The sequence below is a fragment of the Dokdonella sp. genome, from assembly GCF_051958935.1.
Taxonomy (GTDB): domain Bacteria; phylum Pseudomonadota; class Gammaproteobacteria; order Xanthomonadales; family Rhodanobacteraceae; genus Dokdonella_A.
The window spans coordinates 1-5,456 of the sequence record NZ_JBQCFP010000160.1 but is presented as its reverse complement, the minus strand read 5'-3'; the positions used below and the strand labels follow the sequence as shown (position 1 = coordinate 5,456).

The 5,456-nt window shown below is 68.9% G+C and carries 4 protein-coding genes; all 4 read left to right on the top strand.

From position 1 onward, the window contains the following. Positions 1 to 840: F0F1 ATP synthase subunit beta (gene atpD, locus ACTHK2_RS15245; protein WP_440246572.1), on the top strand; the 840-nt coding region annotated here is incomplete at its 5' end. 116 nt (positions 841 to 956) lie between these two features. Beyond that, positions 957 to 1,379, top strand: coding sequence for a F0F1 ATP synthase subunit epsilon (locus ACTHK2_RS15240; protein WP_440246570.1), 423 nt, complete (start codon positions 957 to 959; stop codon positions 1,377 to 1,379). Positions 1,380 to 1,936: 557 nt separating this feature from the next. Next, positions 1,937 to 3,886, top strand: coding sequence for a right-handed parallel beta-helix repeat-containing protein (locus ACTHK2_RS15235; RefSeq protein WP_440246569.1), 1,950 nt, complete (start codon positions 1,937 to 1,939; stop codon positions 3,884 to 3,886). A 220-nt stretch (positions 3,887 to 4,106) separates the two neighbouring features. After that, a partial coding sequence (gene glmU / locus ACTHK2_RS15230) for a bifunctional UDP-N-acetylglucosamine diphosphorylase/glucosamine-1-phosphate N-acetyltransferase GlmU (RefSeq protein ID WP_440246568.1) occupies positions 4,107 to 5,456 on the top strand: 1,350 nt, incomplete at its 3' end.

Genomic DNA, 5,456 nt, shown 5'->3' with positions numbered 1-5,456 from the left:
GTCAAGCTCGACGACAAGACGCAGTCGAAGGTCGCGATGGTGTACGGCCAGATGAACGAGCCGCCCGGCAACCGCCTGCGCGTCGCGCTGACGGGCCTCACCATGGCCGAGTACTTCCGCGACGAGAAGGACGCGAACGGCAAGGGCCGCGACGTGCTGTTCTTCGTCGACAACATCTACCGCTACACGCTCGCGGGAACGGAAGTGTCGGCGCTGCTCGGCCGCATGCCGTCGGCGGTGGGTTACCAGCCGACGCTCGCCGAGGAAATGGGCGTGCTGCAGGAACGCATCACCTCCACCAAGACCGGCTCGATCACCTCGATCCAGGCCGTCTACGTCCCGGCCGACGACTACACCGACCCTTCGCCGGCGACGACGTTCGCCCACCTCGACTCGACCGTCGCACTGTCGCGCGACATCGCTTCGCTCGGCATCTACCCGGCCGTGGACCCGCTCGCCTCGACGAGCCGCCAGCTCGATCCGCTGGTGATCGGCCAGGAGCATTACGACGTTGCGCGCCGCGTGCAGGGCACGCTGCAGCGCTACAAGGAACTCAAGGACATCATCGCGATCCTCGGCATGGACGAGCTCAGCGAAGACGACCGCAACACGGTCTACCGTGCGCGCAAGATCGAACGCTTCTTCTCGCAGCCGTTCACGGTCGCGCAGGTGTTCACCGGTGCCCCGGGCAAGTACGTCACGCTCAAGGAAACGATCCGCGGCTTCAAGATGATCTGCGACGGCGAGTGCGACCACCTGCCGGAACAGGCGTTCTACATGATCGGCGGCATCGACGAGGCCTTCGAGAAGGCCAAGGCGATGGAGAAGAAGGCGGCGTGAAAGCCGTGATTCGGGATTGGTGATTGGTGATTCAGGAAAGCCGTCCGGCCCCGATTCACCGCTTTTCCGAATCACGAATCACCAATCCCCTTCGAACCAGCGAAGCGAGAGAGACAATGAGCACAATCCGTTGCGACATCGTCAGCGCCGAGGAAGAAATCTTCCACGGCCAGGCGCAGATGGTCATCGCGACCGGCGAGATGGGCGAGCTCGGCATCGCGCCGCGCCACGCGCCGCTGATCACGCGCCTCAAGCCCGGCCAGGTGCGGGTGCAGCTCGAGAACGGCGAAGAGCAGTTCTTCTACGTCTCCGGCGGCATCCTCGAGGTGCAGCCGCAGGTCGTCACCGTGCTCGCCGACACCGCGATCCGCGCCAAGGATCTCGACGAGGCGGCCGCGCGTTCCGCCAAGGACGAGGCCGAGCGCGCGCTCGCCAATCGTGCCGACGCGCTCGAAGTCGCCCAGGCGCAAGCGCAGCTCGCGCAGGCAATGGCGCAGCTGCAGGCGCTGGAGCGCCTGCGTCGCTCCCACAAGCATTGAGGGGCGCGTCCATCCTGGATCGCGGGGGATCAGCGGGTTTGGGACCTAGTCTCAGGAAGAGCCCCGCCCCGCGCGGCGCCGGCGTGATCATCCAATGGCCACGCTTTTCACGTGATGCAAAGAACGACGCCGGCGTTAGCCGGCCTTTTTCTTTTGCCGCCCCAGGCGCGCCCCAAGGACGTGTCCGGCCCGGCGCTGCACGTGCTGCGAACCCGTCGGCACCGCCAGCCGTCATTCCCGCGAAAGCGGAATCCATTGTGCTCTTGTGCCCCTGAAGCCCCGAGAAAGCGAAAAGGAAATTCCCGCTTTCACGGGAATGACGCCGCCGGTCGAAGACGCCGGGCCCCTGCTGCGCCGTGGAAGCCGTGCTTGTCAGGCGAAGCCTTGCATCGGCGTGCGGACAATGCCCGAGCAGCGGTTGGCAGGCATGTCGGGGACCCGCGCAACTGCCCATGCCAGCAGCGACGCGGTGGGGCGGTCGCCGCGTCAGGGTGAATCCATCACATCGACCCGCACGCGACCGTGGCAGTATCGGCACGCCCGTAGGAGCCACAGTCATGCGCCGCGCGCGTTTCGCCTTGCCTTTCCTGCTGTCGCCCTGCCTCGCTCAGGCGCAGAACGCCTCGACGTTCAGCGCGCTCGAGGGCTACGGCACGCTCGCCGCCGGTGGCGTGGTGGCGACCGTCGCCGGTGACGCGAACCGCAACGCGACCGCGCAGCTGGAATGGCGCGCGCAGGGGACGCCGGCATGGCGTGCCGGTCATCCGCTCTTGCGCGTCGATGCGACGCATTTCCTCGGCAGCCTCTTCTGGCTCGATGCCGGGCATGCCTATGACGTGCGCGTCACGCTCGCCGATCCCGACGGCGCCGGCGCGACGCCGACGCGCATGGCGAGCGTGGTGACGCGCGCCGAGGCGCCTGCATTCGTGCCCGCGCGCACGCTTTACGTCGCGACGACCGGTTCGGACGCACATGACGGCAGCAGCCCCGCCCAGGCCGTGAAGACGATCCAGCGCGCCGCCGACCTGTCGCGCCCGGGCGATCTCGTCTCGGTCGCCGCAGGCATCTACCGCGAGAGCGTCGACGTGCCGCTATCGGGCAGCGCGAGCCAGCCAATCGTCTTCCGCGGCGCGCCGGGTGCGGTCCTCGACGGCGCCGACGCGGCGATCGCCGCGGGCGCGGCCTGGACGAATGCGGGCAACGGCGTGTGGTCGCGCGCGACCGGTTTCGCGACCGCGCTCGTCGTCAGCGACCAGGGGCGGCTGTTTCCGTACACGAGCCTTGCCGCGTTGCGGGCGTTGCCCTCGGGTGCGCCGGGCGGCTTCCATTTCGACGGCACGACGCTGTCGGTCAAGTTCAGCGACGGTTCGACACCGGCGCAGCGCCATCTCGACGTCGCGCGCCTGCCGGCCGGGTTCGTCGTCGACGGGCTGCACCAGGTGCGCATCGAGAATTTCGAGATCCGCAACTACGGCAGCGACGAGTACGGCAAGGGCGTTTATCTCCGCTACGCGAGCGACACGATCGTCGCCGGCAACGCGCTGCACGAGAACGCCGCGGCCGGCGTCTGGCTCAAGGGCGGCGACCGCAACCTGATCGAGCGCAACGCGATTGGCGACACTTCGATCTTCGACTGGCCATGGGAAGCGACCCACGACAGCACCGCGCAGAACAGTGCGATCGCGTTCACCGACAACGTCGGCCGCGGCAACGTGATCCGCCGCAATACCGTGCACGACACCTACGACGGCCTGCATCCGTGCGGCGACTCGGCGCCCGTGGCCGGGTTCAGCAACGAGACCGACGTCTACGAGAATACGATTCATCGCCACAACGACGATGCGATCGAGGCCGAAGGCTACTGCGCGAACCTGCGCATCTGGGGCAACCGCATCCAGGACAGCCTGATGGGGTTCGCCGTCGCGCCGGCGGGCACCGGGCCGGTATGGATCGTGCGCAACATCGCCTGGAACCTCGGCAACACGCATTCGGCGCTCGTCGACGGCTACACTTCGAGCGGCATCAAGATCAACAGCGACTACCCGACCCCGGTCGGCCCGCTGCTGCTCTACCACAACAGCTTCGTCACCACGGTGCCCGACACGGCCGCTCTCGTCTTCCTCGACCCCGGAGTGACGACCTCGCTGCGCAGCCGCAACAATCTCTACGACGGCGCGCACTACGCATTGCGCAAGATCAACCCGATCGCGCTCGACCTCGACTACGACGACCTGCATGCGGCGAGCGCTCCGCTCGTGCGCTGGCATTCGACCGACTACGCCGACCTCGCCGCGTTCCGTTCCGGCACCGGCCAGGAGCAGCACGGCGTATCCGCGCCGCCGCTGCTCGGCGCGCCCGCGGCGGGCGACTTCATGCCGCTCGGCGCGAGCCTGCTGGTCGATGGCGGGGTGCCGCTGCCCGGCATCGACGACGGCTATGCCGATGCCGCGCCCGACATCGGCGCGGTCGAGCGCATCGACGTCATCTTCGCCGACGGCTTCGACTGAGCTGGCGGGCCGGCGCCGCCGACAGCCGGCGCGACGGCAGCCCCGGTCCGCCTCTAGAATGTGAGCCACGTCTCACCGACGGGCCCTGCGGGACGGCCACCCGGCCGCCCGTGGGGCCGCCTGTGGCATCGGGGTCCGGTGGATGGGTGGCGCGGCGCGACCGCGACCTTGCGAGCCGGGCGCGCCCTGGGCGTCCGGCGTCCTATTTTGAGGATGTTCCGTGACGAGCACGCCCCTGCATGTGATCGTCCTCGCCGCCGGCGAGGGCAAGCGGATGAAATCGGCCAAGCCGAAGGTGCTGATGCCGCTCGCCGGGCGGCCGATGCTCGCCCATGTGCTCGACGCCGCACGCGCACTGCAGCCGGCGCGCATCCACCTCGTCTACGGCCACCTCGGCGACCAGGTGAAGGCGGCCGTCACCGACCTCGGCGACCTCGCCTGGGTGCACCAGGCCGAGCAGCGCGGCACCGGCCACGCGGTCAAGCTCGCCATGCCCGACGTACCGGAAGGCGCGCGCGTGCTCGTGCTCTACGGCGACGTGCCATTGATCCGTACCGACACGCTGCGCAAGCTGCTCGCGGTCGAAGTGCCGCTCGGCGCGCTGGTGACGCAGCTCGAAAATCCCTACGGCTACGGCCGCGTCGTGCGCGACGGCATCGGCCGCATCCGCGCGATAGTCGAGGAGAAGGACGCCACGCTCGAACAGCGCGCGATCACCTGGGTCAACAGCGGCATCCTCGCCGCCGACGCGCGCCGCCTGCGCGTGTGGATCAACAACCTCACCGATGCGAATGCGCAGCGCGAGTACTACCTCACCGACGTGTTCGAGCAGGCGAACGACGAAGGTGAACCGGCCGAAGCGGTGCCGTGCATCAATCCGCAGGAGGTGTTCGGTGCGAACGACCCATGGCAGCTCGCCGGGCTCGAGCGCATGCACCAGCGCCTGCGCGCGACCCAGCTCGCCGCCGCCGGCGTGCGCTTCGCCGACCCCGTGCGCTTCGACGTGCGTGGCGACGTGCGCGTCGGCCGCGACGTCGAGATCGACGTCGACGTGATCCTCGAAGGGCTGGTCGAACTCGGCGACGAGGTGCGCAACGGGCCGTTCTGCCGCGTGCGCAACTCGACCCTCGCCGCCGGAACGATCGTGCATTCCCACTGCAACCTCGACGGCGTCGTCACGCACGGCCCGTGCGACATCGGCCCGTTCGCGCGCCTGCGCCCGGGCACGGAACTCGCCGCACACGCGCGCATCGGCAACTTCGTCGAGACGAAGAAGTCGCGCTTCGGCGAGCACTCGAAGGCGAACCACCTCGCCTATATCGGCGACGCCGAGGTCGGTCGCGACGTCAACATCGGCGCCGGCACGATCACCTGCAACTATGACGGCGTGAACAAGCACGCGACGACGATCGAGGACGGCGCCTTCATCGGCTCCAACACCGCGCTCGTCGCGCCCCTGCGCGTCGGCAAGGACGCGACGATCGGCGCCGGCTCGGTGAACGGCAAGGCAGCGCCCGCGGGCGAACTCCCCGTCGCGCGCGCGCGCCAGGCGACGGTGCCCGGCTGGCAG